Origin of the sequence: Actinomycetospora soli (genome assembly GCF_021026295.1) — a bacterium.
Lineage (GTDB): Bacteria > Actinomycetota > Actinomycetes > Mycobacteriales > Pseudonocardiaceae > Actinomycetospora > Actinomycetospora soli.
Genome location: NZ_JAJNDA010000032.1, coordinates 1 through 26,017, shown reverse-complemented (window position 1 = coordinate 26,017; position 26,017 = coordinate 1). Strand labels below are relative to the sequence as shown.

The window sequence follows — 26,017 nt, the reverse complement described above, 5'->3', positions numbered from 1 at the left end:
TCGCGTGCCACGCTCTCTCAAACAATACGAAACGTATGGTTCCCCTCGTACGGTCGTCTACGGCCTCCTGTCGATGCCTCCCATACCGACCGGCGATGGCAGAAGGTCGGGCGCGAGCCCGCACGAGCCCGGAGGAGCGATGGAGCTTCACCAGCTGCGCTACGTGCTCGCCGTCTCGGAGGCCGGGAGCATCACTCGCGCCTCGGAGCGCCTGCACCTCGCCCAGCCCTCCCTGTCCACGCAGATCCGCAAGCTCGAGCGCGAGCTCGGTGTCCCACTCTTCGAGCGCCTGGGACGGCGGGTACGGCTCACGTCGGCCGGCGAGGCCTTCGTCGCCCACGCCGAGCGCGCCCTGCGGGAGGTCGACGAGGCCCGGCGTGGCGTGGAGGCGGTGCGCGGCCTGCAGCGCGGCCGGGTGTCGTTCGGCGTGCTGCCCAGCGTCGGCGCACGACTCGTACCCGGGGTGTTGGCCCGCTTCGTCCGCGAGCACCCCGGCGTCGAGGTGCGACTGCGCGAGCAGAACGTCTCGGGCGCGTTCGAGCAGCTCGTGCACGCCGGCACGCTGGACCTCGCGGTCATCCGGATGCCGCACAGCCGCGACGGCCTCGAGGCCACCCCGCTGGTCCGCGAGCCGATGATGGCGCTGCTGCCGCCGGAGCACGAGCTGGCCGTCGCTGCGGGCCCGATCCCACTGAGCGCGCTCGCGGACGAACCGTTCGTCGGTATGGTGCCCGGTTACGGGTTGCGGGAGCTGCTCGACGCCTCGTGTGAGACGGCGGGCTTCACTCCGCAGGTGGTCGTGGAGACCACCCAGCTCGGGACCGTGCACGGCATGGTCCGGTCCGGTGTCGGGGTCTCGGTCCTCCCCCGGCTGTGCCTGGTCCCGGACGTGATCGCCCGCCCCCTGGCGGACCGGCATGCCCGGCGCGAGCTCGGCGTCGTGTGGCGCTCGGGCCCACCGTTGGAGCCCGCGCCGGCCGCCCTGCTCGAGATGCTGCTCGCCGACGCCGCCGCGCACTCCGACGACGCCCCCGCCGACGTCCCCCTCCAGCCGTGACGTCGGCGCGCTCCGGTCGTCAGTCGGCCCCGTCGGACGGATCGGAACCGCCGGCACCTCTGCGCCGCCCGGTCCACCGGCGGAGCCGCGGCACCTCCACGTCGAACAGGTCGAGCGCGCGGGAGACGGTGTGGGTGACGACGTCGTCGAGGGTCGCCGGCTGGTCGTAGAAGGCCGGCACCGGAGGCATGATGACCGCACCGGCCGCGTCCGCCTCCGACATCAGCCGCAGGTGGCCGGCGTGCAGGGGCGTCTCGCGCAGCAGGAGGACGAGCCTGCGGCGCTCCTTCAGCGTCACGTCCGCGGCCCGCACGAGCAGCGTGTCGTCGTAGGAGTGAGCGATCCCCGACAAGGACTTCACGCTGCACGGCGCGACCAGCATGCCGAGGGTGCGGAACGACCCACTGGCCAGTGCGGCGCCCAGGTCGTTGTCGGAGTACGTGACGTCGGCGCGATCGCGGAGGTCGGCCATGGTGTGCCCCGACTCCTCGTGCAAGGTGGCCCGTGCGGCCCGGGTGACCACGAGGTGGGTCTCTACGCCGGCGTCGCCGAGCATCTCCAGCGCCCGCACTCCGTAGATCGCCCCGGAGGCCCCGGAGATGCCGACGATCACCCGCCGGTCGCTCACCGCACTCTCGCCATGGACAGCCGGGCGCCCGCGGTGGTGCTCACACGAACACCCCTCCCCCGTCGACCACCACGGTCTGCCCGCTGACGAAACCGCTGTCGGGGCCGGCCAGCCAGAGAGCGGCACCGACCAGGTCGTCCGGAGTCATCTCCCGCGGCACGGAGCGCGTGCCCGCCACCCTGGCGATGTAGTCCGCGGTGTTGACCGCACGCGTGCCCTCGTTGCTGACCAGCCCCGGTGCGACGCAGTTGACCGTGATGCCGGCCGGCCCGAGCTCACGCGCCGCCGCCCGGGTCAGGCCCTCCACCGCCGCCTTCGAGGCGACGTAGTGGGCGAAGCCGGCCGGGCCGGTGCGGGCCACCGTGGAGGAGATCAGCACGATGCGACCACCTCCGCGGGCGGTCAGGGCCGGGACGGCCGCGCGGACGGCCTGGAAGGCGCCGCGAACGTTCACCGTCAGCACGCGGTCCCACTCGTCGGTCGTGAGCTCGGTGAGCGGCTTCTTGGGGCCCAGCCCGGCGTAGATCGCGGCGTTGTTGAGCAGGCCGTCCAGCCCGCCGAACTCGGCGCTCGCGACCTCGACCGCGGCCGCGAGCGAGGTCTCGTCGGTGATGTCCACCGGAGTGAAGACCGCACGACCCGGCCCCGCGGCGGTGGCCTTCTCGGCGTTCTCCGTCCCCGCGTCCGTGGTCGCGGGCAGGTCGGCGGCCACGACGTTCGCGCCCGCGGCCGTGAGCGCACGGACATAGACGGCGCCGATCCCTCCGCCGGCGCCGGTGACCAGCACGGTACGTCCGCGGTGCCCGTTCGAGCTCATGGCTGCTTCTCCTCGATGAGTGCGCTGCCGGCGCGGCGGCCGGCATGGAGGTCCCCGGCGGACGGGTCGAGGTTGCCGCGGGTCTCCGGGCAGACGAACGCACCGACCACGAACACCGCGGCGACGGCGGCGAGGGACCACATGAGCCGCGACGGGATGTCGGCGACCGTGGGGCTCGCCACGCTCACCACCGTGGTCATCATGCCGCCGAGGGCGAACCCGATGTTCCAGGTCAGGGCCGTACCGGTCGCGCGGATCCGCGTCGGGAACCGCTCGTTCAGGAAGATCACGACCGGCGCGTAGGCCGCGTTGGACAGCATCGCGAGCACGATCGCCACGACGGTGACGGCAACGGTGTCCTCGCCCGGCAGCGTCGAGAGCACCCAGACCAGGAACGGGAGCGCGACGAGGTTGACGGCGCCCGCGCCGAGCATGACCGGACGCCGACCCCAGCGCTCGCTGAGGTGCCCGGCGAGCGTGCAGGCAGGCAGGATCGCCAGGCTGGCCCAGATCATCACCATCCCCCGGGCGGTGCCGTCCATCCCGTTGATCTTGTCGAGGAAGGTCGGGAGGTAGCCCGAAGTGAGGTAGTACTGCGCCGCCCCGCCGAAGACCACCAGCAGGCTCGTGAGCACCACCCGCCGGTATGCCGGGGACGACAGGGCCCGCACCCCGGTCGGTACGTCGCCACCGTCGGCTCCGGGGTGGTCGATCGCCGGGGCGCCGGCGGCGGCGGTGTTGCTCTCGGCCCACATCGGCGACTCCTGCAGCCGACTGAACACCACCAGGGCGAGCGCGGCGGCGGGGAGGGCGGCGAAGAACATCACCCGCCATCCCCACACCAGGAACTCGGGCCCGGGGAACACGGCCGAGACGACGAGCAGCAGCACGGAGGCGGCCAGGGCGCCGAGGCCCGCACCTCCACCGCCGACCAGGCCCGAGACGAGGCCGCGAAGACGGGACGGCACGGTCTCGGTTCCGAGAGTGTGTGACGACGCCACGACACCGCCCACCAGCAGGCCCTGGACCAGGCGCAGCAGGACGAAGAGCACGGGACCGAGCGCACCCGCCGCGGCGTAGGTGGGCACCACGCCCATCAGGGCCGTCGCGAGCCCCACCCCGCTGACGGTGACGAGCATCGTGAGCCGGCGGCCCCGGCGGTCGGCGAGACGACCGAAGAGCGCTCCTCCGAGCGGGCGCATGAGCAGGCTCACCGCGAACGACGCGTAGACCGACGCCAACGACAGCGTCGGGCTGTGCACGGGGAACAGCACCTGCCCGAGCGTCCCGGCGATGAAGAGCAGGATGAACAGGTCGAACAGGTCGAACGCCCACCCGATGAGCGACCCCGCCCCCGCCGAGACGATCTGCCCGCGCGTCGGCTCCTGCCGAGTGGCCCCCGCGGCCGTGCTCATCGCGTACCCCCGGATGCCGGGGACGGCAGGGCGACCTGCATGACGTCGGGGCCGAAGATGTCCCGTAGCCGGCGGTTGTAGAGCTCGACCAGCTGTTCGGGACCGCGCTCCTCCGGCGGAGGCGGCACCTCACGCCCGTCCACGACGATCGACTGCCCGTAGCGGGCGAGGATGCTCGGCAGGTACTCGGCGAACACCGCATGGATGCGCTCGGCGAGCCGTCGGTTGGCCGCCGCGTGGTGACGCAGCACCGCGATGCCGAAGCCGACGTGGCGGCCTTCGTCCCGCTGGATGTTGGCGTAGCCCTCGGAGAGCCCGGGGAACAGTCCCTTGTCCGCGAACACCCGTCGGAAGATCTGGTAGCCGGCATTCGCCTGAACGCCCTCGACGACGCCCTGGTAGTGGGCCACGGCCTCGACCCAGGCGGCGTCGCGTTCCGGCCCGGGCCGATCGAGCAGCGCCAGCAGCCGCTCACCGCGCTCGGGCAGCGGCTCGTGCACGGGGTTCGCCAGCGCCTGATCGGGCTCGTGCCCGAAGACGTCCCGGAAGGCGATCTCGAAGAAGTCGGTGTGCTTGTACTCCTCGAAGAGCTGCGAGGAGAGGAACGCCTGCTGACTGAACGTCGGGGCTGCCATCACCCACGGGCCGAAGACCCGCGCGACGGTGGCCTCGGCGCGGAAGAACGCGGCGGCGAACCGGTCGAGGTAGGCCCGGCGGTCGGGATCGAGTGCGACGTAGTGCTTCCGGTCCTCGGTGAAGTCGATGGTGGCCGGGTCCCAGGTCCCGGATCGGACCGAGCGCCGCCACAGTCGCTGGGCGATCTCGTCGAGGCCGCCGTTGAGTTCGTCACGGTCCAGCACCTCCTCCGCCTCGATGCGGGGGGAGTTCACGGTGGTCATCGCGAGGTTGCTCCTCTCCGGACGTCATGCCGGGACGCGCCCGGTCGGACGCTCGGCCGACGGTACGAACCGAACGGTGCGCGAGGTAGATACTCGTCACTCCGGTAGCCATAGCCGACGCCTATCGGACGAGGTCACGGTCCGCAGCCACCCTCGACCGAGCCCCCGGGACCGCGCCGGGACCGCGCCCGCAGGAGTCTCCGGGCTCCAGGATCGCCCGGTGCCACTTCGCGACGGCGTGACGCGATCGGGGTGACCGCTCGTGGGCACCCGCCCGCGCGAGGAACGGCGGAGGTACCTCTGGCAGCACCCGCCGGCCGTGGCGGGTGACGCCAGGGCTAGTAGAAGCCGTCCCGAGCAGGCCGCGCCGCCGCGACCGACGCTGCGCTAGGTCCGCGATACCCGAGATCGTTGCTGATGGCATCCGCGGTGGCCAGGGCCATGGGCACTGTCGTCTTCTCGAGGTGCCCGGGTGTGGAGCGCCCGGTGCTGGTCGAGGACGCGAGGGCGGCGACCACGGAACCCGTGTGGTCGCGCACAGGGGCGGACACGGAGATCAGGCCTTCTTCGAGTTCCTCGGAGACCAGCGACCAGCCCTGGTTGCAGACTCGCCTGAGGGCGCGGCGGAACTGGTTGTGGTCGGTGACCGTGTGCGGCGTGCGCGCCGTCAGGCCGGTCTCGGAGAGGTAGCGCTCGACCCGGTCGTGGGGCTCCCACGCCAGCAGAACCCGTCCCATCGAGGTGGCGTGCGCAGCGACGCGGGTGCCGGGCGAGACGTTGATGCTCATGATGCGACGCGTCGCGACGCGCGCGACGTAGACGACCTCGTCCCCGTCGAGTGTCGCCAACGACGCGGACTCGCTGGTCTTCTCGGCCAACCGGACGAGATGGGGCTGGGCGATGTCGGCCATCGAGTGCGAGGCCGTGTAGTGCTGCCCGATCGAGAGCACGCGCGGGGTCAGTGACCAGCGCACGCCCTGGTTCTCGACGTAGCCCATGCGCTGCAGGGTCAGCAGGATCCGCCGCACCGCGGGCCGCGAGTAGCCGGTGACCCCGGCGAGCTCGGCGAGGGTGGGGTTCGGGCGGTGCTCGTCGAAGGCGAGCAGCACCGCGAAGCCCCGCTCGAGGCTCTGGATGTGGTCGCGGTCGCTCCCGCCGATCTCGCTCATCGCCCTCATCATCTCGAAAATCGGTCCTTGACACACGGTTGTGAGCTGGGGCACCGTCGACTGTACGCACAGCGGGCAAGGCGCACGCAGTGCGTACAGCCGGAGGAGGCGAACGATCGATGCCGATCGATTCACGAGAGCTTCGACGCTGTCTCGGGCACTTCACGACGGGCGTCACGGTGATCACCTGCGCAGGCGACGACGACGCCCCGCACGGGGCCACCGTCAACGCCTTCACGGCGGTCTCGCTGGAGCCACCCCTCGTGCTGGTCTCGCTGGACCGACGCTCGAAACTCTGCTCCCTGCTCGAGGACACGCCGTTCACGGTGAACGTGCTCGAGTCGGCGCAGAAGGACCTCGCGCTGCACTTCGCGGGACGCCCGAACCAGGACGTCGTCTGGGACGAGCCGAGTGTCTGTGGCTCTCCCCGCCTCGGCGGCGCACTGGCGCACATCGCCTGCACCCCATGGCAGCACTACGACGGCGGCGACCACGTCCTCTACCTCGGCGAGGTCCAGGAGTTCCGCCTTCTCGACGGCAACCCGCTGCTGTTCCACACCGGGAAGTTCCACCACCTCGGCGGCGACCACGAACCCATCTTCTGGGACGACTCGGCCGACGGCCCCGGCGGGATGTCCTGGTTCACCCAGGCACTGACCAACTCGACGCCCTCGTAAGCCTGCGTCGCCTCCTCTCTCGCCAGGCTTCCGACACGGCCATCCCGTCGCGAGCCGATCCTTCTGCACCACCAGCCCAGTGAGCGCACGCCAGAAAGGACATGGGATGACTCTCCAGCAGGACGCTGTGCCGACCCCGACCGACGGGAAGGGCCGCACCACGCGCCCGATGACCGGCGACGAGTACATCGAGAGCCTCCGCGACGGCCGCGAGGTGTTCCTCTACGGCGACAAGGTCGACGACGTCACCACCCACCCGGCGTTCCGGAACGCGGTCCGGATGACCGCGCGGCTCTACGACGGCATGCACGACCCCACGCAGCAGGACACCCTCACGGTGCCCACCGACACCGGCTCCACGGGCTTCACGCACCCGTTCTTCCGCACCCCGCACTCGGTCGAGGACCTCAAGAAGGACCGCGACGCGATCGCCGAGTGGGCCCGGATGACCTACGGCTTCATGGGTCGCAGCCCCGACTACAAGGCCGCATTCCTCGGCACCCTCGGCGCGAACTCCGAGTTCTACGACCCCTTCGCCGGCAACGCCCGGCGTTGGTACGAGGAGTCGCAGGAGAAGCTCCTCTACTGGAACCACGCGATCATCAACCCGCCGGTCGACCGTCACCGTGACCCCGACGAGGTCTCCGACGTGTTCATGCACGTCGAGAAGGAGACCGACGAAGGCGTCATCGTCTCCGGCGCCAAGGTCGTCGCGACCGGGTCCGCGATCACGCACTTCAACTTCCTCGCGCACTACGGCCTGCCGATCAAGAAGCGTGAGTACTCCCTGGTCTGCACCGTGCCGATGGGAGCGCCCGGCATGAAGCTGATCTGTCGGCCGTCCTACGCCCAGCAGGCCAGCATGATGGGCAGCCCGTTCGACTACCCGCTGTCCTCGCGCATGGACGAGAACGACACCATCTTCGTCCTCGACAAGGTCCTGATCCCCTGGGAGAACGTCTTCATCTACGGCGACGCCGACAAGGCCTCGACGTTCTTCCCCGGCTCGGGCTTCCTGCACCGCTTCACCTTCCACGGCGTCACCCGCCTCGCGGTCAAACTCGACTTCATCGCAGGGCTGCTGATGAAGGGCCTGGAGATGACCGGGACCAAGGACTTCCGCGGCGTGCAGACCCGCGTCGGCGAGGTCATCGCCTGGCGCAACATGTTCTGGGGCCTGTCCGACGCCATGTGTGCCAACCCCGACGAGTGGATCAACGGCGCGCTGCTGCCCAACCTCGACTACGGACTGGCCTACCGCTGGTTCATGACCATCGGCTACCCCCGCGTCCGCGAGATCATCATGCAGGACCTCGGCGCCTCGCTGATCTACCTGCCGAGCCACTCCGCGGACTTCCTGTCCCCGGAGGTCCGGCCCTACCTCGACAAGTACGTCCGCGGCTCGAACGGCTACGAGGCCGTCGACCGGGTCAAGCTGATGAAGCTGATCTGGGACTCGATCGGCTCCGAGTTCGGCGGCCGCCACGAGCTCTACGAGCGCAACTACTCCGGCAACCACGAGGGTGTGCGCGCCGAGCTGCTCTTCGCCGCCGAGGCCTCCGGCAGCGCGAGCGCGATGAAGGGCTTCGCTGACCAGTGCCTGTCCGAGTACGACCTCAACGGATGGACCGTGCCCGACCTCATCGGCAACGACGACGTCCGCCTCTTCGGCCGCAACGGCCACTAGGCCACGTCACCGAGGCCGCCGGGCCTGTCCGGTGAGCAAGCACCGGGCAGGCCCCGCGGGCTTTCCCCGCTCGACACGCTCGTCCCCCGTGAAAGGCACGTATACATGACCACGACCGAGACGTCCACAGCACAGTCCGTCTCCGACGCCGTCACCGCCGGCAGCCACGCCACCGACATCGCCCGCTCCGGCGCGGCCACCTTCCGCACCGCGGGCGGGGGCGCCGACGAGGCCCGCGTCGCGACCGTCGTCGGGGCCGCCCTCGAGGGCATCCGCTCCGCGATCCGCGACAACAAGGTCACCTACGAGGAGTTCGACGCCTTCAAGCGCTGGCTGATCAGCGTCTCCGACACCGGCGAGTGGCCGCTGTTCCTCGACGTCTACCTCGAGTTCGAGGTCGAGAAGGTCGCCGCCGACACCCAGCAGGGCTCGGTCGGCACCATCCTCGGCCCGTTCTGGCTCGACGGGCAGGCCCAGCTCGACTCCCCGGCCACGCTGCCCATGCGCGACGACGAGCCCGGCACCCCGATGATCCTCGCCGGCCAGGTCACCGCCACCGACGGGACACCGCTGGCCGGCGCGAAGGTCGACATCTGGCACACCGACTCCGAGGGCTGGTACTCCGGCTTCGCCGCGAAGCCGCCGGCCGGGAACCTGCGCGCCGTCGTCACCGCCGACGACCAGGGCCACTACGAGATCCACACCCGCAAGCCCGCGCCGTACACCATCCCGCTCGACGGCCCGACCGGGCAGATGACCCTGGCCGCCGGCTGGAGCCCGTGGCGCCCCGCGCACATCCACCTGCTCGTCACCGCCCCCGGGCACCGCACGCTGACCACCCAGCTGTTCTTCACCGGCGACCCCTACCTCGGCAACGACGTCGCCTCGGCCGACAAGCCCGAGCTCACCCTCGACCCGCAGCCCACCGGGAACGGTGACGAGGTCCGCTCCGACCGGGACTTCGTCCTCGAGGCCGAATAGGCCCAGCCCGCCCCAGGTGGAGCCCGTTGACCCACGGCGGGCTCCACCGGCCCCGCCACCCGCTCTGCTGTGGAAGAGAGAACGCGATGAGTGACCTGCGCATCGAGCGCGTCGAAGCCGTCCTGCTCGACGTCCCGCTGCGCCGCCCCCACCGGTTCGCCCGCGCCAGCATGGACGCCCAGCCGATCATGCTCGTCTTCCTGCACACTCAGGGCGGCGTCACCGGCGTCGGCGAAGGAGTCGTCCCGGCCGGGCCGTGGTGGGGCGGGGAGTCGGTCGAAACCATGGCGCTGATCGTCGAGCGCTACTTCACCCCGATCCTGCTCGGGCGCCGCGTCGAAGACATCGACGCCACCATGACCGCCCTGACCGACGCCGTGGCCAACAACCTGTTCGCCAAGGCCGCCGTCGAGGTCGCGATGCACGACGCCTGGGCCCGCTCCCTCGGTGTCCCGGTCCACACCCTGCTCGGCGGGCTCGCCCGTACCAACATCCCCGTCACCTGGGCCCTGGGCACCGAGACCGCCGAGGTCGTCGCCGACGAGGCCCTGGCCAAGCTCGACGCCGGGCTGCACCACAGCTTCAAGCTCAAGATGGGATCCCAGAGCCCCGCCGACGACGTCGCCCGCGTCGCCGCGGTCGCCGAGAAGCTCGCCGGCAGCGCCGGCGTCCGCGTCGACATCAACGCCCGGTGGGACCGCCCCACCTCGCTGACCTGGCTGCCGCGGCTGGCCGAGGCCGGGGTCGAACTCATCGAGCAGCCTGTGCCCGGACCCGAGTTCGAGGACCTCGCCGAGATCAACCACGCGCTGCCGATCCCGGTCATGGCCGACGAGAGTCTGCGCACCCCCGCCGACGCCTTGCGCCTCGCGCGGCACCGCGCCGCGGACATCTTCTCGCTCAAGACCACCAAGTCCGGCGGCCTGCGCGCCACCCGCGCCATCGCCGAGATCGCCGCCGCCGCGAACATCCCCTGCCACGGCGGCACCTCCATCGAGGGCCCCATCGGCACCACCGCCTCACTGCACGCCGCCTGCGCCACCCCCGCGGTCACCTGGGGCAGCGAACTGTTCGGCCCGCTGCTCATGCGCGAAGAGCTGCTCGCCACCCCCCTGCACTACGCCGACGGAGAGCTGCACCTGCCCGAAGGCCCCGGTCTCGGCGTCGAGCTCGACCCGGCCGCCGTGGCCCGATTCCGCCGGAGCTGACCTGAGCGATGACCCTCCTCGCCGGCGAGCCCGCCACCGAGCACCAGCCGCCCCGATCCTTCGGCAGGGGCCTCTGGGGGGCTGCGCGCGCCCGCGTCCCCATCTGGCACGGCCTCGAGGCCCTGCCACCGGGGCGCGGGCGCTGCGTGGCCGTGCTCGGAGTCTTCGACGGCGTCCACCGCGGCCACGCGCAGCTGATCACCACCGCGGTCGAGCTCAGCCACGCCCGCGAACTCCCGGCGGTGCTCGTCACCTTCGACCCGCACCCCGCCCGTGTGGTCGGCGCTCCCCGTGACACCGCCGCGTTGTCGAGCCTGGCGCAGCGAGCCGAATGGGCCGGTGACCTCGGAGTGGACGCAGTCGTGGTGCTGGAGTTCACCCGCGAGCTGGCTGCGCTGACCCCCGAGCAGTTCAGTGAACGCGTTCTCCTCGACGCCCTGGGCGCCGACGCCGTCGTCGTCGGCGCGAACTTCACCTTCGGGGCCCGTGCTGTGGGGACCACGTCGACACTGCGGGAGCTGGGCCGCCGGCACGGCTACAGCGCCCACCCCGTCGAGCTGCTCCCGCTCAGCGGGACGACCTGCTCGTCGACCCACATCCGGGGCTGCTTGAGCCGCGGTGATGTCGCGGGCGCCGCGCTCGCCCTCGGTCGCGACCATGAGATCGAGACCCGCGTGGTCGCCGGGCACCTCGTGACCGGGGCTGACACCGCCGTGCCCGCCCCGGGTCGCTATGTCGTGGCAATCGCCCCCGAGGACGACGAGCCGTGGCTCGGCCGCACTGCAGTGCTGACCGTGGACCACCAGCGGCGGCTGCTCCCCGACCCGGCCCAGGACCACCGCGAGGGCTCGCGGGTGCTGGTGACCTTCCGCGCGCGAGTCGCCTCGTGAGCACCCCCGAGACGCTCGAAGGCCGCCTGCGCCGCCTCGAGGACATCGAGGCGATCCGCGCCCTCGACGCCCGCTACTGCCGGGTCCTCGACGACGGCGACGTCGCAGAGCTCGTGAACCTCTTCACCGGCGACGGCGAGTTCCACGGCCTCGAGGTCGCCTGCGGACGCGACGAGCTCCACCACTTCTTCAGCGGGCTCGTCGACAGCGGCCTGACCGCCTTCTGGCACCACGTGACCAATCTCGAGATCACCCTCGGGCCCGAGGACCGAACCCCCGAGCCCGGGCACGGCGAGGACGCAGATCCTGAGCAGGCTCGTCACGCCAGCGCGACCTCGCTGCTCTGGCAGCCCTGCGTGCTCGACCGCGAACCGCACATCGCCGCCGGGCGCTACTACGACCGCCTCGTGCACCAACCGGGGCAGGGCTGGCGCTACCGGCGCAAACAGGTCGCCTTCGACTACTTCACACCCCTGCAGCAGGGGTGGGCACCAGCCCGCTTCAGCCTGCCGGCCGCCGCCGCGACCCACCGGTCCACCACCGCCGCAATGGAGCGTCCATGAGCCAGCTGCACCACCACGAGGACGGCCCCACCGACGCCCCGGTGCTGGTGCTGGGCCCCTCCATGGGCACCGACCTGCACCTGTTCGACCCCCAGGTGAACCCCGCACACGGGGAGAGCCTCGCTGCGCGACACCGCGTCATCCGCTACGACCTGCCCGGGCACGGCAAGTCCCCTGTCCCGGACCAGGCCCTGACCGTGGCCGACATCGCCTCCCAGGTGATCGACCTGCTCGACGGACTCGGCATCGAGCAGTTCCACTACGCCGGGGTGTCCCTCGGCGGCGCCGTCGGCCAACAACTCGCCGTCGACCACCCCGACCGCGTCACCACCTTGACCGCCATCGCCACCGCCGCCCGCTACGCCGACCCCGACTCCTGGCCCCGCCGCGCGACCCTCGTCCGCGACCACGGCACCCGCGCGATGATCGACTCTCGCGAAGGCCTCTGGTACACCCGCACCTTCGCAGCCCGACACCCCGAGATCGTCCGCTGGCTGCTCGCGATGCTCGACGCCACCAGCGACGAGGGCTACGCCGCGTGCTGCGAGGCCATCGGAGCGTTCGACGTGCGCGACAGTCTCGCGACCATCGAGGCACCCACACTCGCGATCGCCGGCGCCGACGACCCCGCCTGCCCACCCCAGACCGTGCAACTGCTCGCCTACACGATCCGCGGAGCCCGCTTCCGGACCGTCGCCGGGGCAGCGCACCTACCCAACGTCGAACGACCAGAAGAAATCAATCGAGCGCTCCTCGATCACTTCGGGCAAACCAGCTCCAACTCCTAGACACTGCATACGAACGGTCCGCCCGGGCCGCTGTCAGCGCCGTGCGGGCTGCGCTGTTCCATGCGCCCTGCCAGCACCCGCTTCGCGGAGTCCGGTCCTCGACGACTGAGATCGGGCATGCGCAATCTTTCCACTGTCGTTGAACGTGTTCGGCATTCTTCGCCACAGTCCCGGCGGCCTCCGTATCGTCCCGCGAGATGTGTGGAGCCATGCCGTCAACGGCGTTGCGAAGGAGGGCGTCCGTAGCGCCGGCGGTAGGCCGAGGCGAACCGGCTCGCACTGGAGAAGCCCCACCGAGCCGCGACGTCGCTGACCGTCGCATCGGAGCCCGCGGACAGGTCGGCGTCGGCCCGCTGCAGGCGCAGACCCACGAGGTACTCGGTCGGGGTGCAGCCCATCCAGAGCCGGAAGCCCTCCTGGAGTCGACGCACACTCATACCGGCGAGGCTAGCCATCTGCGCCGCGGTCCAAGGTCGAGCGGGATCGTCGTGCAGGGCGTCGACCACGGAGGCGAAGGCCCGCGGGCGGGGCGGCGCCGACGAGCGGTCGTCGGGGCAGCTCGCGAGGAGGAAGCAGGCCGACACGGCCCCGGCGAGCTGCTCGGCCACCATCGATGAGCCACTGAACGTGCCGGGCCCGCTGAGGTGCTCGGCGAGCCCGGTGACGAGCTGCTGCCAGTCGCGCGCTGCTCCGTTGTCGAGTCGGAGCTGGTCGGGGACGAGACCGCCTACCCGCACGACGTCGCGGTCGAGGACCTGCTCGGCCTCGCGATCGAGCCACTCCGCGTCGAACTTGACCCCGAGCACGGTGCAGGTGGAGTCCCAGTGGCTGATCAGTGACGGGGTGTCCGCTCGGAAGACCGTGGCCTCGCCCGGCGTGGAGATGACGGCTCCGTGCCGGCCACGGCTCTCGAGCCGGCCGCTGACCGGCATGTTGATCTCGTAGGCGTTCGGGTAGTCGCACGCGATCGCGACGTCGGCGCCCCAGCCGACGTACCCGATCAGCACGGGACCGAGGTCGAGGGTCCGCAAGGTGGGCCGCGGGACGGTCCCGCCACCGAGCAACGTGAGCTCGTGGGGGAAGTACACGTCGGCGGCGGCCCGGGAGACCTGGTCCCAGTCCCGCGTCCTCGCGTCCGGCGGCGCCGCCATGGTCAGAGGGTACCTGAGATGGGCGTCACGAACTGGTCGCGCAATCCGTCTCGATCCGGCGCGAAACGTGTCGCTGCTGATTCGACCCGTCCCTAGTTTCCCCTCGTCACCACCACGACACGAGGACATGACAACTATGACGACGACCGAGCACAATCAGGATCTGTCCTGGCTGAATGACGTCACCGTGACCGACCTCGAGCGCGATCCGTACCCCGTGTACGAGCGTCTGCGTCGCGAGTCGCCCGTCGCGTTCATCCCTGCGCTGGGCTTCCACGTCGCCACCACGAAGGAGACGTGCCGGGAGGTCGCCGCGAACACCGAGGTCTGGGACGGCGTCATCAGCCCGGCCGGTGGTCGCACCTTCGGGCACCCCAACGTGCTCAACGCCAACGGCCCCGAGCACGACGAGCTGCGCGGGATGGTCGAGCCCTCGCTACAGCCCGCGGAGGTCAACCGCTACATCGACGACCTCGTCCGCCCGATCGCCCGACGCTACGTCGAGGCCATCGAGGACCGGGGGCACGCGGACCTGGTCACCCACTTCTGCGAGCCGGTCAGTGTGCGCTCGCTCGGTGACCTGATGGGACTGCAGTCGGTCGATTCCGACACCCTGCGTGAGTGGTTCCACAAGCTCTCGGTCTCGTTCACCAACGCCGCCGTCTCGCCGACCGGAGAGTGGGCAAACCCGGACGGCTTCATTCCCGGCGACGAGGCCCGTGCCGACATCCAGCGCGTGGTCGACCCCCTGATCGACCGCTGGATCGTCGAGCCCGACGACAGCGCCCTCTCACACTGGCTCCACGACGGCATGCCCGAGGGAGAGACCCGCCCGCGGGAGATGCTCTACCCGACGATCTTCGTGTTCCTGCTCGGCGCGATGCAGGAACCCGGCCACGCCATGGCCTCCACGATCGCGGGCCTGTGGACCAAGCCCGACCAGTTCGAGCAGGTCGTCGACGAGCCGAAGCTGATCCCCCGCGCGATCATCGAGAGCCTGCGCTGGACCTCCCCGATCTGGTCGGCGGTGGCGCGCATCAACAAGGTCGACACCACCGTCGGCGGCACGTTCCTGCCCGCGGGGTCGGTCGTGATGCTGTCCTACGGCTCGGCCAACCACGACGCGAACGACTACGACGCGCCCTCGGACTTCGACCTCACGCGTGCGCCCGTGCCCCACCTCGCCTTCGGGGCCGGGAAGCACGCCTGCGCCGGGGCGTCGTTCGCCAGCGAAGTCTGCCGCATCGGCCTCGAGGAGCTCTTCGAGGCCATCCCCAACCTCGAGCGCGACGACGACCACGAGATCGACTTCTGGGGCTGGGGCTTCCGCGGCCCGACCGAGCTCCACGCCCGGTGGGAGGTCTAGGGATGCCCGAGCAGCACGACGTGCGTCTGAAGACCCTCGAGACGCAAGTGGCCTGCGCGGCCGACCAGAACCTCCTCGACGCGTTCCTGCGGGCCAACACCTGGCTCCCCCACGGCTGCAGCCAGGGCACCTGCGGCAGCTGCAAGATGCAGGTGCTCGAGGGCGAGATCGACCACCGGGCCTCCTCCGAGTTCATCCTCACCCCGCATGAGCGCTCCGAGGGACTTGCCCTGGCCTGCCAGGCCACCCCGCGCAGCGACCTGCTGGTGGAGCCGGTCGCCGAGGTCGCCGACGACGGCGTGGTCCGCCACCCCCTGCGCGACGTCCTCGGCACCGTGTCCGCGCTCGAGGACATCGCCCGTGACACCCGTCGGCTGGTCATCGATCTCGACGAGCCGTTGCCGTTCACGGCGGGGCAGTACGTGGAGCTGCTGGTGCCGGGAACCGAGATCCGTCGTCAGTACTCGATGGCCAACGCGCCGGCGGACACGGCCTCGATCGAGCTGCACGTCCGGCGGACCGAGGGCGGCGCGGCCACCGCCGGCTGGATCTTCGCCCGCATGCACGTCGGCGACCGGGTCGAGGTCCGGGGCCCCTTTGGGGTATTCGGGATCGGCCGTCCCCAGAACGAGCCCGCGATCCTGGTCGCTGGCGGAACCGGTCTGGCGCCGATGAAGTCGATCGTCGCGGCCGCGCTCGCGGAGGACCTCGTCCCCGAGCTGTGGCTGTACCACGGCGGCCGCACCGAGCAGGACCTCTACGACGTCGAGTTCTTCCGCGACCTCGACTTCCGCCACGACCACTTCCACTACCGGCCGGTGCTCTCCGAGCAGGACTGGGACGGGGCCAACGGCATGGTCACGGACGCGGTCCTCGAGGAATTCCCCACCTGTAAGGGGTTCGCGGGCTACCTCTGCGGTCCGCCCGCGATGGTCGAGGCGGGCCGCAAGGTCTTCAAGCGCCGGCGGATGGCTCCGCGCCTGATCCACCAGGAGGAGTTCACCGATGCGTCCGACCTCGCCCGCCGTTGACCCCTCCCGGTGAGAACCTGGTCGTTCCGCGGCATGGGAGCTCGTGCACGACCATGTCAGCGCGTTTCGTCGGCGCACTCGTCAACGACATCTCCCTGACATCACGGCTGTTCGATCGTCGAGGGGCTCGGGCTCAGTCGCTGGTGTCCTTGTTCTGGTCGATGATCGTCTGGCGTTCGGGGGTGACCCAGAGGATCACGCGCTCGGACTTGATGCCCTCGGGTGGGTAGTCGGTGCCCAGGTACTGGTGGGCGACCTCGTCGATGTGGGTGCGGGCCTCGTCGCCGGTGGTGGTCCGCTCGACCCGCCCGCGGATCTCGGCGTAGCGGTAGGGGTCGGACTCGTCGCGGATCAGCACGGTGATACGGGGGTCGGACTGCAGGTTGCGGTAGCGCTTGCGGTGGGTCTCGGTGTTGAGCACCAGCTGCCCGTCCTTCAACGCCACCCACAGCATCTGGGTCTGCAGCCGTCCGCTGGGCAGCACGGTGGTCACTGCCGCGAAGTTCTTGCCGCCGGCGAGTTCCTCGGTGACCGGATGCAGCTCAGGGCCGTTCTTCGTGTCCGCCATGACGATTCCTCTCGCGTGGTGGGCAGGTCAGTCCTGGAGTCGGGAGAGCAGGCTCGCCATGTCGGTGGCGCCCCACCGCTCGACGATCTGGCCGTTCTCGAAGCGTCCGAGCTGCAGCCCGCGCACCTCGATGCGCCGGCCGGTCGCGGCGACGCCCTCGAACTCGCCCCGGTGGGTCCCGGTGAGCGTGTAGGCGAACGCGATCGTGTCGTCGTCGGCCACCATCCGCTGCGGGGTGATCGTGAAGTCGGGGAACGCGGAGATTAGGTAGTGGAAGAACCGGCGGTAGCCCTCGCGGCCCTGCTCCTGGAACGGCGCCGGATCGTGGTCGACCGCGTCCGGCGCGAACATGATGTCCACCCCGGCGTCGACGTCCCCAGCGTTGAGCCGCTCGGCGGCCTTCTCCTGAGTGGCGATGTTGTCGTCCCGACTGCTCACGAGGTGCTCCTGAGGTCTGGGTGGATTGCGCGGGGAGGGGACGGTGCCGCGTCGGGCAGCCGGCGGGTACTGCTCGGCAGGCCAGGGCTCGCGGGATCAGCTGGCGACGAGGTCCGTCGAGCTGTGATCGGGATCGGCGACCGTCTGGCGCCCGACTTCCTCCCGCAGCTGGGTGAGGGTCCGGCTCAGGAGCCGCGAGACGTGCATCTGGGAGATGCAGAGGACCTGACCGATCTCGGTCTGGGTCTTCTCGTGGACGAAACGCAGCGCGAGGATGGTGCGCTCGCGCTGCGGTAACCGCCGGACCAGGGCTCGGACCAGGGCGGCGGTCTCGACCCGCTCGATGTCGAGGTCATCGGCCCCGAGGCGGTCGGCGAGAGCGTCGTCGTCGTCGCCCTCGCCCGGGGCGGTGTTCAGTGACGCGGGCCGTCGGGCGTCACCCGCCGCGATCGCTTCCCTCACCTGCTCCTGGGCGAGACCGAGGTGCTCGGCCAGTTCGGGCACGGTCGGGGCCCGCGTCAGGTCCTGGGAGAGGGTCGTGACGGCAGCCCCGACCGCGAGGTAGTTGTCCTTCACACCGCGCGGCGTTCGTAGCGACCAGGTCCGGTCGCGGAAGTGCCGCCGGACCTCGCCCATGATCGTGGGTACGGCGAAGGACAGGAAGTCCCGGCCGCGGTCGGGATCGAACCGCTCCAGGGCACCGAGCAGGCCGATGGTGGCGACCTGCTCGAGGTCGTCCATCGACTCTCCCCTGTCCGCGAACCGGCGCGCGATGTGGCGCGCCACCGGCAGGTAACCCATCACCAGATGTCCACGAAGGTCGGAGCGGCAGGGATCGGCGGGGTCCATCCGGGCGTAGTCGGTGAGCAGTGGCGCGTACCGCGCGTACTCCGTGTCGGCTCGGGCACGCGTCACTGCTCGTCCTCTCGGTGGATCGCTCGGCTGGGTCAGGCGGCAGGCTTGAGCAGGACCTTCGTCCATCCCTCGAGGCGGTCGTCGAAGTTCTGGTACGCCTCGGGGGCCTGGTCGAGGGAGAGCTCGTGGCTGACGATGAACGACGGCTTCGCCTTGCCCTGGTGGATCAGCTGCGCGAGCTGGCGGTTGTAGTTCTTGACGTTGGCCTGGCCGTTGCCGATGCCCTGGCCCTTGAACCACGTGGTGCCGTAGTCGAGCGGGTAGCGCCCGGTCTTCGCGTCCTCGGTCTTCGCGCCCGGGTCGTCGGGCAGGAACAGCCCGACCACGCCGATCTTGCCGGTGGGCCGCACGGCCTGGAACAGCGAGTTCAGCGTCATCGACGGGTCCTCGTTGCCCTGGGCGTCGTGGGCCTGGTAGCCCACGCACTCACACCCGCGGTCGGCGCCCCTGCCGTCGGTCTGGTCGAGGATCTGCTGGGCGGGGCCGCCCTGCGAGTCGTCGATCGGCGTCGCTCCGGCCCGCTCGGCCAGCTTGAGCCGGTCGGGGTGGCGGTCGACGACGAACACCTGGCTCGCGCCGCGGATCACCGCGGAGTAGGCGGCCATGATCCCGACGGGGCCGCCGCCGTAGACCACGACGGACTCGCCCGGGCGCATCCCGGCGAGCTCGGTGGCGTGCCAGCCGGTCGGGAAGATGTCCGAGAGCATCGCGTAGTCGTTCTGCTTCTCCGCCGCGTCCTCGGGCAGGACCAGGCAGTTGAAGTCGGCGTAGGGCACGCGCAGCAGCTCGGCCTGGCCACCTGCGTACGGGCCCATGCCGTAGAAGCCGTAGGCGCCACCGGCGGTGCCGGGGTTGACCGTGAGGCAGAAGCCGGTGTTGCCGCGCTCGCAGTTCTCGCAGAACCCGCAGCCGATGTTGAACGGCAGGCTGACCTGGTCGCCGACCTTGACCCGGTCGACACCGGAGCCGACCTCGACGACCTCGCCCATGTTCTCGTGACCGAGGATCTTGCCGGACTCGAGCCCGGTGCGCCCCTCGTACATGTGCAGGTCCGACCCGCAGATGTTCGTGGTCGTGATGCGCACCAGGACGTCGGTCGGCTTCTCGACCGTCGCGTCCGGCACGTCCTTCACCGACACCGACTTCGGGCCTTCGTAGACCAGTGCCTTCATTAGGGGATCGATCCTCTCCATCTGGTGGGACGAAACGTGTTCGGCGTAAATGGGCGCTTCCGCGGCGGGGTGTGAGATCGGGAGGCACCTCGAGGCGAGAGCGACGTGTTCCTCAGCGGGCGACGAGTTCTCGCAGGCCCTGCTCCGGGTCGGTGTCCATCGAGCGCCCGACCTCGTCCTGCAGCTGGGCGAGGGTTCTCCTCAGCAGGCGCGAGACGTGCATCTGGGAGATGCAGAGGACCTCCCCGATCTCGGTCTGGGTCTTGTCGTGGACGAAGCGCAAAGCGAGGATCGTGCGTTCCCGCTGCGGTAGGGCCCGCACCAGGTGCTGGACCAGTGCGCCGACCTCGACTCGTCCGATGTCGGGGTCCAGCTCCCCGAGGACGCCGGCCAGGGAATCGCCGTCGTCGCCCTCGGCCCGGCCTTCATCCAACGAGGCAGGCCGCAGGGCCCCGCCCGCCGTGATCGCCTCGCTCACCCGGTCGGCGGCCAGACCGAGGTGCTCGGCGAGTTCCGGCACGGTCGGAGCGCGATCCAGGTGCTGGGACAGGGACGTGACGGCCTTCCTGACCGCGAGGTAGTCGTCCTTCACTCCGCGTGGGGTGCGCACCGTCCACGTGCGGTCGCGGAAGTGCCGCCGGACCTCTCCCATGATCGTGGGCACCGCATAGGCGACGAAGTCTCGGTCGCGGTCGGGATCGAAGCGTTCCAGCGCACCGAGCAGTCCGATGGCGGCGACCTGCTCGAGGTCGTCCACCGGCTCGCCCCGATACGCGAACCGGCGCGCGATGTGCCGAGCCACCGGCAGGTAGACCAGCACCAGACGCTCGCGCAGCGCCGGGCGGCGAACGTCGGCGACGGCCATCCGAGCGTATTCAGCGAGCAGCGGCGCACGCCGCGCGTACTCCGCGTTGTCCTCCGCGCGTGTCACTCCTCGTCCTTCCCAGTGGACCAGTTCTGGGCTGCGCCGCGCGGCGGGCCCGGCTCAGCCGAGCGAGGCGGCGAACGTCGTCGAGGTGGTCATCAGCTGGTGATGGCCCCGCGCAGTTCCTTGGCGGCGGCGGCGGGATCGTCGGCGTTGCGGATCGCCCCGCCCGCGACGGCCACGGTCGCCCCGGCGGCCTGTACGTCGCGGATGCTGTCGATGTTCACCCCGCCGGCGATCGAGAACGGCACGCCGGACGCCTTGCCGTCGTCGATGACGGTCTGGATCGAGTAGCCCTCCTGGGCCTGCTCGTCGAGACCCGCGTGGATTTCGCAGAAGGCGACGCCGAGCTCGGTCACCGCGCGGGCACGCTCGGCGCGGTCCTTCACCGTGATCATGTCGGCGACGATCTGCCTGCCGTACTCCTGGGCCGACTTGACCGCGCCGCGGATGGTGTCATCGTCGGCGGCGCCCATCACGGTCACGTAGTCCGCACCCGCCGCGAAGGCGATCCCGGCCTCGAGCTCACCGGCGTCGGCGGTCTTCATGTCGGCGAACACCTCCTTCTCCGGGTGCGCCGCCTTGATCGCGCTCACCGCCGCGATCCCCTCGTGCTTGATCAGGGGTGTGCCCAGCTCGATGATGTCGACGTAGTCGGCGACCTGGCGCGACAGCGCCAGGGCCTCGTCGAGAGTGGCGACGTCCATGGCGACCTGCAGCTTCATCTCAGTGCTTCCTTCTCGATCACGGGTGGGACCGCAGGTCATTCGAGGTTGGCGTGCGTGCGCCACAGCTCCCGGGCCTGCGTCCCGCTGGTCTGCCACAGCGCGTGGAACAGCGCGTCGGCGAGCAGCAGGACCGACTGCTCGAACAGGCTGCCGGCGTACTGCACCGACGTCGTCCCGTCGAAGTCCTGTTTGTCGGCCGCGGGCACGACCAGGGTCTCGGTGGCCGTCTCGGCCAGGGGCGACTCCGCGGCCGTCGTGATCGCCACGACGTCGGCGCCCTCGTCGCGGGCGGTCTGCGCCGCGCGGATCACCCTGGCCGTCGAACCGGAGCCGGACGCCGCGACGAGGACGTCGCCGGGACCGATGGCGGGCGTGGTGGTCTCTCCGACCACGTGGGCGTCGAGGCCGAGGTGCATGAAGCGCATGGCCGCCATCTGCAGGGCCAACCCGCTGCGCCCGGTGCCCACGGTGAACACCGCGGACGCACCGGTCACCAGGACGCCGGCGCGGGCCCAGGCGGCCGGTTCGACTCCGTGGACCACGCGGTCGTGCTCCGCGCGGATCGCGGTCGTGGCGTCGACGACGTCCTGAGCTGTCGGTCCCGACATCGGTCCCCTCCTCCACAGCTGCTGCGCGATCAGAGCGGCGCTTTTTCCGCGATCACGTCGACGGGCTCGATGGTCGGCTGGGCGAACAGGACCCCGGTGTTGTCGGCGAGGGCTTGGGCGACCTCGCCGGACAGGTGGGCCTGGCGGCCGGAATCGGCCGCGAACGCGTCATAGATGCCGAACGACGACGCCCCGAAGCGCAGGGCGAACCAGCGGACCGTCTCCGGTTCCTGCCCGACCAGGTCGAGCCCGCGCTGCAGGAAGTTCTCGACGTCGTCCTCCCGGCCCGGAAGGGCCTCGATCCGGACCAACAGTCCGACGGTCACGGGTGCGGTCATGCTCGGTCTCCTCCTCGTAGGAACGTCGATCGGCGCCCCGACCAGCCGGGCCGCCGATCTGGCCCACCTGCGTGTTCGGGCGCAGGGCTTCGCGCGGACGCCCGAGTCAGGTCCGGGCCTCGGCCCGGTGGCGGCCCTCGGCGAACTCCTCGACGATCTTCGCGCCGAACGCGGGCAGGTCGTCGGGGTTGCGGCTGGTGACCAGACCGTTGTCGGTGACGACGTCCTGGTCGACGACGTTGCCGCCCGCGTTGCGGATGTCGGTGCGGATGCTCGGGAACGACGTCAGGGTTCGACCCCGGACCACGTCGGCCTCGACCAGCGTCCACGGGCCGTGACAGATCGATCCGACCGGCTTGCCGGAACGGACGAAGTCCCCCACGAACCGCACCGCGTCGGCGTTCACCCGCAGCCCGTCCGGGTTGACGGTGCCGCCGGGCAGGATCAGCGCGTCGAAGTCGTCGGGCGAGACCTCGGAGACCAGTCGGTCGACCGGGAACGTGTCGCCCTTGTCGATGTCGCCGTTCATCGCCTGGATCTCGCCGCTGTGGATCGAGAGGAGTGTGACCTGCGCGCCCGCGTCCTCCACGGCCTGGCGGGGCTGGGTGTATTCGACCTGTTCGACGCCGTCGGTAGCCAGGATGGCCACCCGCCGACCACGCAGTTCCTCCGCCATCAACCGTCACCTCTTCGTCGTGGACCGCCCGTGCGGACGCCACGACGCTAGGCGCCGTCACCCGCGGGCCAGAGCCGTTTCCGGACGGGACGGCGGTGCGGAATCGGCACTCGTCGTCGCAGGGGCGGCGCCTGCCGCCCGTCAGCGCAGGGTGCGGGCCAGGGTGACGGCGGGTGCTTCGCCGTAGTGGTGGCGGTAGGCGCTGGCGAAGCGTCCGGGGTGGCTGAAGCCCCACCGGTGCGCGACGTCGATGACGCGGACACCGCTCCCGGTCTCGGCTGCGACCAGGTCGGAGCGGGCGCGCTCGAGGCGGACGTGCTGGAGGTACTGCTTCGGGGACCGGTCGAGCTCGCGGCGGAATCCCGCGTGCAGGGCCCGCACCGACAGACCCACCGCGCGGGCGACGCCCTCGATGGACAGCGCCTCGTCGGCGTGGATCCGCATCAGCTCCGCGGCCTCCGAGATCGTCGTGCGAGGCGCGGACTCCGGTCGGTGGCGCAGCGCCGCCATCCAGCTGTTGGGCTGCCCCAGCAGCAGGGTGCTCATCACCTGCTCGCGCAGCTGCGCCGCCACCAGAGGGTTCGTCGCTCCGGTCCCGGCGTCGGCCAGCACCTGCTGCATCAACCGGACCTGCCCCAGCACCGCCATGGTCTCCGGGGCACCCATGACAGGGTCGAACTCCAGATCGGGCTGCTCGGGCGACGCGGTGACCAACCGACCGGCGAAGGACCGCAGCGCGTCGAGGTCGACGCGGATCACGAGCAGCCGCAGCGCCTCGTCCCAGTCCATCACCAGCTCGGAGGCCGCGGTGCTCACCACGACCGACCGCCCGGCGACCGCGTCGAAGCGGCGCCCCGCGTGCTGCGCGGACATCCCGCCCGCGAGCGGGAGGGACACCGCGACGTAGTCCGGCAGCGGATCGGCGCTCAACCGCACCGCCATCCCGTAGTCCATCTCCAGCAGCGACAGACCCGGGGTGAGGATCCCGGACACCTCCGCGATGAACCCGCCAGAGTGCGCCGGAGCCACCGTGTGGCTGGACATCAGGTCGGTGACCCGCGAGACGAGGTCGTCGAGATCGTTCGTGCGAACCAGCTTCTGACCCGACGGTTCGGGCCAATCTCGGCTCAACGGCTTCCCCTCCACCCGAAGGGACGTACAGCCGGCGGGCCACCGCTGTCGGGGCGAGCCGGGAACGACCACGCACCAGGGTCGTACAGGTGCGTTCCGCGAAACTACACGAGCGGGGCGCCCGGTATGGAACCGCGGGAGCCGGGTCAGGTGCTCACGCGGCGCTCGGCGAGCCAGTCGTCAGTGGCGATCAAGGGCAGCAGCACGTCCCACATGGCGGCGACCCGGGCGGGGAGCACGTCGAGGGTGCCGCTGCGCTCGCAGATCAGGTGGTGCCCGGCCATCAGGGTGGCGATCTGGCGGGCCAGCACCGCCGCGTCGACCGACGGGCGCAGCATCCCGGCCTCTGCTGCCGCCCACACGTGGGTCGCGACGGCCTCCTCGGCGAACCGGTCGTGCGCGGCACCCTGCTCGACGGTGACGGCAGCGTCGTTGAGCAGCCGGACCCCGCCGCGGGCGACCGGATCGAGGCGCACCGCGTCCACGACCCGCTCGGTCAGCACGACCAGTGTGCACAGCGGGTCCCACCCCCGCGTCTTAAGCTCGACGAGGAGCCCGGTCCAGATCGCGTCGGTCGCGGCGATCACCGCCTCGGCCATGGCCTCCTTGTGCGGGAAATGGAAGTACATCGCGCCCTTGGTCACCCCGCTACGAGACAGGATCTCGCTGAGCGTCGCGCCGTGATAGCCGACCTCAGCGAACCGCTGCGCCGCAGCCGCCACGATCGCGTTGCGCGTCGCCACCGACTGCTCGTGGCGCTCCTCCGCCCGGCGGGGGCGGCCGGTGGCCGGTACGGAAGCGGACCTGTCCGCCCACCCTTCTGGATCGCTCACAGGAGCTCTCCTCTCTCCCGGCACGACGAGGCGCCTACTCCGCCGACACCCAGGCCCGCCTGCGGGGCCCGATCCGTCGCCGACCTCAGTGCGGGTTGTGGCGACGGGCCGCGTCGTAAACGGTGAACGCCTCGCTCAGCGTGGCGTCCTCGAGACCCACACCGAGCGCTTCCGAGGGATTGCGCAGCTCCACCCGGCACCCCGCGGCCTGGCGCCGCAGACGTACCCGATGCAGGAACCGGGCCAGGTCGGGCTCACAGGCGCGCGCCTCGGACAGGTCGATCACCAGCTCCTGAGCGCCGAGCTCACGGACCAGGGGGTTCGGCGAGCAGAGCCCGGAGTCGATCGACGACGCCGTCATCGACGACACCTGCCAACGCCAGCGCCAGCCGGCCGGCCCCGAACGAATCGCGATCACCGGCTCATCTCCGTGGTCGGGCGTCGACGCCACCTCCACCAGCACCCCCAGCGTCGCGTCCGGACGCTGCGACCGTCGTCGCGCTCCCGCTGTTCTCGCCACGATGTGCCTTCTCGATAGGCTCAGGCCCGCCCGCGGTGACCACGCCGTGAACCGAGCAGGCATGCCGCCCACACGCCCTTCGATCCGGCCCCTCGGAGCCAGGCTGCCGCGGTGGTACGGACGGCGACGACGCTAGGACCCACCACCCGGATCGCCGAGACGATTCCGGCCCCGGACCCGGTCCGGAATCGGCCTCTCTCCACGCGGTGACCGCTCAACGAAGTGACGCAGCAGGGCACCGAAGGGGCGGCGCGGCCGATTCCGCACCGCCTCCATGGCCGGATACGGCTCGGCCCCACCCTGGCGGGCTGCCTACCGTCTTCTCCTCCGTGCCTTCAGCGGCCGAGGGTCGTCTCGGCTCACGGTCGACCTGATCGAAACCAGACGGGAGCCACCCCATGTCCGCTCACCGCAGCCCGACAGGGACCGTTGCCGGAGCTCGCCCCACGGGCGGCCCCGTACCGAGCCCCCGAGTAGCCGAGTCGCTGCCCACTGCCGTGGAGGCTGGTCTGGCGTGCCTGAGCAACCTCGCCCTCGTCGACGCCGTCACCGAGGTCGCCAACGTCGAGGACCGACTTCGTGTCGCGCTGAACGTCAGCCGGCCCGACCCGCGCGGCGACGTCGCCGCCCGGATCGCCTGCGCCCATCTCGCCGAAGGCAACCTGACCGAGGCCTACTTCGCGCTGCTCCAGGCACGCGACCACATGCTCGACACCACCTGACCGACGACGGACCGAGTACGGCACGAGAGTCGCGGACTGGTGCGGTTCACCGAGCGCCATGGTCGGGCGCACGCCACCGGACGACGAATCCCCGAGACCGGCCGACACGGCCAGAG

29 protein-coding genes are annotated in these 26,017 nt (G+C 70.9%); 11 read left to right on the top strand and 18 right to left on the bottom strand.

Annotated features, from left to right (window positions below):
• Positions 1–139: 139 nt before the first annotated feature.
• On the top strand, positions 140–1,057 hold the full coding sequence (locus LN037_RS29520) for a LysR family transcriptional regulator (RefSeq protein WP_230760227.1): 918 nt from the start codon (positions 140–142) through the stop codon (positions 1,055–1,057).
• A 19-nt stretch (positions 1,058–1,076) separates the two neighbouring features.
• Here LN037_RS29520 and LN037_RS29515 read toward each other — a convergent pair whose 3' ends face one another.
• From LN037_RS29515 to LN037_RS29495, 5 genes are all read right to left on the bottom strand, one after another.
• A complete protein-coding gene (locus LN037_RS29515) occupies positions 1,077–1,685 on the bottom strand; it encodes a UbiX family flavin prenyltransferase (protein ID WP_230760225.1) in 609 nt (202 codons plus the stop codon).
• Between the two features lie 40 nt (positions 1,686–1,725).
• A complete protein-coding gene (locus LN037_RS29510; protein WP_230760223.1) occupies positions 1,726–2,502 on the bottom strand; it encodes an SDR family NAD(P)-dependent oxidoreductase in 777 nt (258 codons plus the stop codon).
• Positions 2,499–3,917, bottom strand: a complete 1,419-nt coding sequence (locus tag LN037_RS29505; protein WP_230760222.1) for an MFS transporter — start codon at positions 3,915–3,917, stop codon at positions 2,499–2,501. The genes LN037_RS29510 and LN037_RS29505 overlap by 4 nt, the downstream gene beginning before the upstream one ends.
• Entirely contained in the window at positions 3,914–4,816 is a 903-nt protein-coding gene (locus LN037_RS29500; RefSeq protein ID WP_230760220.1) for a ribonucleotide-diphosphate reductase subunit beta, read from the bottom strand. Before LN037_RS29500 ends, LN037_RS29505 begins: the two co-directional genes overlap by 4 nt.
• Positions 4,817–5,154: 338 nt before the next feature.
• Complete coding sequence (locus LN037_RS29495; protein ID WP_230760218.1) at positions 5,155–5,985, bottom strand: IclR family transcriptional regulator domain-containing protein; 831 nt, start codon at positions 5,983–5,985, stop codon at positions 5,155–5,157.
• 119 nt (positions 5,986–6,104) lie between these two features.
• On the opposite strand from LN037_RS29495, the gene LN037_RS29490 reads away from it, so the two are divergent.
• The 7 genes from LN037_RS29490 to pcaD all read left to right on the top strand — a co-directional run bounded on the left by LN037_RS29490 (position 6,105) and on the right by pcaD (position 12,779).
• The gene (locus LN037_RS29490; protein WP_255695241.1) at positions 6,105–6,662 is read left to right on the top strand and encodes a flavin reductase family protein; all 558 of its coding nucleotides are present in this window, start codon (positions 6,105–6,107) and stop codon (positions 6,660–6,662) included.
• A gap of 106 nt (positions 6,663–6,768) precedes the next feature.
• A complete protein-coding gene (locus LN037_RS29485; protein WP_230760215.1) occupies positions 6,769–8,349 on the top strand; it encodes a 4-hydroxyphenylacetate 3-hydroxylase family protein in 1,581 nt (526 codons plus the stop codon).
• Between the two features lie 105 nt (positions 8,350–8,454).
• Positions 8,455–9,330, top strand: coding sequence for a dioxygenase family protein (locus LN037_RS29480; protein ID WP_230760213.1), 876 nt, complete (start codon positions 8,455–8,457; stop codon positions 9,328–9,330).
• 86 nt (positions 9,331–9,416) lie between these two features.
• Positions 9,417–10,538 carry a muconate/chloromuconate family cycloisomerase gene (locus tag LN037_RS29475; RefSeq protein WP_230760211.1) on the top strand — a complete coding sequence of 374 codons (1,122 nt, stop codon included), beginning with the start codon at positions 9,417–9,419 and terminating at the stop codon, positions 10,536–10,538.
• A gap of 8 nt (positions 10,539–10,546) precedes the next feature.
• Complete coding sequence (locus LN037_RS29470) at positions 10,547–11,428, top strand: cytidyltransferase (protein ID WP_230760209.1); 882 nt, start codon at positions 10,547–10,549, stop codon at positions 11,426–11,428.
• Positions 11,425–11,991 carry a nuclear transport factor 2 family protein gene (locus LN037_RS29465; RefSeq protein ID WP_230760208.1) on the top strand — a complete coding sequence of 189 codons (567 nt, stop codon included), beginning with the start codon at positions 11,425–11,427 and terminating at the stop codon, positions 11,989–11,991. Before LN037_RS29470 ends, LN037_RS29465 begins: the two co-directional genes overlap by 4 nt.
• Positions 11,988–12,779 (top strand): 3-oxoadipate enol-lactonase, encoded by a 792-nt coding sequence (pcaD, locus tag LN037_RS29460; protein WP_230760206.1) that lies wholly within the window; start codon positions 11,988–11,990, stop codon positions 12,777–12,779. Before LN037_RS29465 ends, pcaD begins: the two co-directional genes overlap by 4 nt.
• A gap of 215 nt (positions 12,780–12,994) precedes the next feature.
• Here the strand turns inward: pcaD and LN037_RS29455 are convergent, their stop codons facing one another.
• Positions 12,995–13,930: an AraC family transcriptional regulator gene (locus LN037_RS29455; RefSeq protein ID WP_230760203.1), complete on the bottom strand. Its 936-nt coding sequence runs from the start codon at positions 13,928–13,930 to the stop codon at positions 12,995–12,997.
• A gap of 187 nt (positions 13,931–14,117) precedes the next feature.
• On the opposite strand from LN037_RS29455, the gene LN037_RS29450 reads away from it, so the two are divergent.
• Complete coding sequence (locus LN037_RS29450; RefSeq protein WP_230760201.1) at positions 14,118–15,296, top strand: cytochrome P450; 1,179 nt, start codon at positions 14,118–14,120, stop codon at positions 15,294–15,296.
• Positions 15,297–15,298: 2 nt separating this feature from the next.
• Entirely contained in the window at positions 15,299–16,327 is a 1,029-nt protein-coding gene (locus tag LN037_RS29445; RefSeq protein WP_230760199.1) for a 2Fe-2S iron-sulfur cluster-binding protein, read from the top strand.
• Between the two features lie 133 nt (positions 16,328–16,460).
• Here the strand turns inward: LN037_RS29445 and LN037_RS29440 are convergent, their stop codons facing one another.
• From LN037_RS29440 to LN037_RS29385, 12 genes are all read right to left on the bottom strand, one after another.
• On the bottom strand, positions 16,461–16,895 hold the full coding sequence (locus tag LN037_RS29440) for a PPOX class F420-dependent oxidoreductase (RefSeq protein ID WP_230760197.1): 435 nt from the start codon (positions 16,893–16,895) through the stop codon (positions 16,461–16,463).
• A gap of 27 nt (positions 16,896–16,922) precedes the next feature.
• Entirely contained in the window at positions 16,923–17,333 is a 411-nt protein-coding gene (locus tag LN037_RS29435; protein WP_230760195.1) for an ester cyclase, read from the bottom strand.
• Between the two features lie 96 nt (positions 17,334–17,429).
• On the bottom strand, positions 17,430–18,248 hold the full coding sequence (locus LN037_RS29430; RefSeq protein WP_308286212.1) for a SigB/SigF/SigG family RNA polymerase sigma factor: 819 nt from the start codon (positions 18,246–18,248) through the stop codon (positions 17,430–17,432).
• Positions 18,249–18,280: 32 nt separating this feature from the next.
• A complete protein-coding gene (locus LN037_RS29425; protein WP_230760192.1) occupies positions 18,281–19,420 on the bottom strand; it encodes a glutathione-independent formaldehyde dehydrogenase in 1,140 nt (379 codons plus the stop codon).
• Positions 19,421–19,532: 112 nt separating this feature from the next.
• Entirely contained in the window at positions 19,533–20,351 is an 819-nt protein-coding gene (locus tag LN037_RS29420; RefSeq protein WP_230760189.1) for a SigB/SigF/SigG family RNA polymerase sigma factor, read from the bottom strand.
• Between the two features lie 92 nt (positions 20,352–20,443).
• Positions 20,444–21,070 (bottom strand): 3-hexulose-6-phosphate synthase, encoded by a 627-nt coding sequence (hxlA, locus tag LN037_RS29415; protein ID WP_230760187.1) that lies wholly within the window; start codon positions 21,068–21,070, stop codon positions 20,444–20,446.
• A 38-nt stretch (positions 21,071–21,108) separates the two neighbouring features.
• Positions 21,109–21,681, bottom strand: a complete 573-nt coding sequence (gene hxlB / locus LN037_RS29410) for a 6-phospho-3-hexuloisomerase (RefSeq protein ID WP_230760185.1) — start codon at positions 21,679–21,681, stop codon at positions 21,109–21,111.
• Between the two features lie 29 nt (positions 21,682–21,710).
• On the bottom strand, positions 21,711–22,019 hold the full coding sequence (locus tag LN037_RS29405) for a putative quinol monooxygenase (protein WP_230760182.1): 309 nt from the start codon (positions 22,017–22,019) through the stop codon (positions 21,711–21,713).
• Between the two features lie 106 nt (positions 22,020–22,125).
• On the bottom strand, positions 22,126–22,695 hold the full coding sequence (locus LN037_RS29400; protein WP_230760180.1) for a type 1 glutamine amidotransferase domain-containing protein: 570 nt from the start codon (positions 22,693–22,695) through the stop codon (positions 22,126–22,128).
• A gap of 141 nt (positions 22,696–22,836) precedes the next feature.
• Positions 22,837–23,841 (bottom strand): AraC family transcriptional regulator, encoded by a 1,005-nt coding sequence (locus LN037_RS29395; RefSeq protein WP_308286211.1) that lies wholly within the window; start codon positions 23,839–23,841, stop codon positions 22,837–22,839.
• Between the two features lie 131 nt (positions 23,842–23,972).
• Entirely contained in the window at positions 23,973–24,659 is a 687-nt protein-coding gene (locus tag LN037_RS29390) for a TetR family transcriptional regulator (protein ID WP_230760174.1), read from the bottom strand.
• Between the two features lie 85 nt (positions 24,660–24,744).
• Positions 24,745–25,122: a hypothetical protein gene (locus LN037_RS29385; RefSeq protein ID WP_230760172.1), complete on the bottom strand. Its 378-nt coding sequence runs from the start codon at positions 25,120–25,122 to the stop codon at positions 24,745–24,747.
• A gap of 554 nt (positions 25,123–25,676) precedes the next feature.
• Here LN037_RS29385 and LN037_RS29380 point away from each other — a divergent pair.
• The gene (locus tag LN037_RS29380) at positions 25,677–25,901 is read left to right on the top strand and encodes a hypothetical protein (protein ID WP_230760171.1); all 225 of its coding nucleotides are present in this window, start codon (positions 25,677–25,679) and stop codon (positions 25,899–25,901) included.
• The last annotated feature ends 116 nt before the right edge of the window (positions 25,902–26,017 follow it).